Raw genomic sequence first — 1542 nt, forward strand, 5'->3', positions numbered from 1 at the left:
AAATTTGAATTTGTCGGATTGGTCAATTCATATTTAGTGAATGATAACAATTTATAATTTAGTATTGGATAAAGAATAAAAAAGGAAGTAAGTTATGACGAATAAAGAAATAATGGATATAGCAATGCAGCAATCTGCATATGACACAAATGCAAAGGTTTCTGACTTCCTTCAGGATACAAATGTATTTGTTAAATCTGGAGTTGGACCTTTGGCAAGAAAATATTATAAAGAACCTATCGCTTGTAATTTTGTGTCTTATGGAAGCAATGTAGTTGCATCTGTGAAAGATGAATTTAAAGAAATAGTTGAAACATATCTGAGTAAGTTTGAATTTTATCATTGTTTTGAGACGCCTAACATGCACTGGCTTGATGAACGGATGAAAGAAAAAGGATATAGAGTATGTTTTATGGCAGAGTATTTTTTGCCGGATATGGAACGATTGAAAAGATTAGAGTGCAATTATGTCCTTAAAGTGTTAGAACAAAAAGATTTTGCAGATTTGTATCTTCCAATGTGGGGGAATGCATTGTGTGCAGATAGAAAAGAGTTAGATGTTCTGGGAGTTGGAGCATATGATGGTGAGAAGCTTGTAGGTCTCGCAGCGTGTTCAGCGGATTGTGATAATATGTGGCAGATAGGTGTCGATGTTTTGCCTGAATATCGAAGAATGGGAATTGCTTCATCACTAACAAGTAATCTTGCAATTGAAATAATTGAAAGAGGCAAAGTACCATTTTACTGCTGTGCGTGGTCAAATCTTAAATCGGTAAAAAATGCATTGCGCAGTGGTTTTGTGCCTGGATGGGTGGAAATGACGGTAAAAGCAGCAAGCTTAGTTGATGAAATGAATAAGTAATAAATTCCGATTTTCAGAACAATAATAAATCTTTATTGCTATTTAGTGAGGTGTAAATATGTCAACTGGAATTATGATAATTGGTCCATCTGGAAGTGGAAAGACAACACTTGGAAAAATAGTTGCACAGAAACTGGGATATCTATATTTTGATGTGGATGATTATATTTGGAAACAGAATACAGATAGTCCATATACACAAATGTATACGAGGGAAGAAAAGATTAGCAGACTGAACACTGATATTGCTCCATATGAACATTTTGTTATGGCTGGTTCGATGAGTTCCTTTCATTATGCATTTGATGATATGTTTAAAATGATGGTATTTCTTTATGTTGAACCAGATATTCGAATACAACGAGTTCATAAAAGAGCAATAGAGCGATTTGGAAGAAGAGTACTTGAAGGTGGAGATATGTATGAATCCCATATGAAATTTTTGAAAGATAATCGAAGTTATGAAGAAGATGGATCACCAAATATGAGAGAACAGAAAGAATGGATGACAAATATGTCGTGTGTAAAAATTGAATTGGACGGTGCTACGGACCTTGAAAGTAACGCAGATATTATTGTAAACAATTGGAGTGGGATAGTGGAATAAATTTTAGTTTATTCTCTCAATGGGGATAGCTTTGAAAATTGAAATTTTATCTATGTAAAGAACCCGCAAATTC

Annotated in this window: 2 protein-coding genes; both read left to right on the forward strand. The window is 33.9% G+C overall.

What is annotated here, in order from left to right; all coding sequences use genetic code 11:
- The first annotated feature begins 94 nt into the window (after positions 1-94).
- Entirely contained in the window at positions 95-862 is a 768-nt protein-coding gene (locus tag DW019_RS14750) for a GNAT family N-acetyltransferase (protein WP_015516238.1), read from the forward strand.
- A 58-nt stretch (positions 863-920) separates the two neighbouring features.
- On the forward strand, positions 921-1469 hold the full coding sequence (locus tag DW019_RS14755; RefSeq protein WP_015516237.1) for an AAA family ATPase: 549 nt from the start codon (positions 921-923) through the stop codon (positions 1467-1469).
- Positions 1470-1542 lie beyond the last annotated feature (73 nt).

Origin of the sequence: Clostridium sp. AF37-5 (assembly GCF_003477605.1) — a bacterium.
GTDB lineage: Bacteria > Bacillota > Clostridia > Lachnospirales > Lachnospiraceae > Eubacterium_F.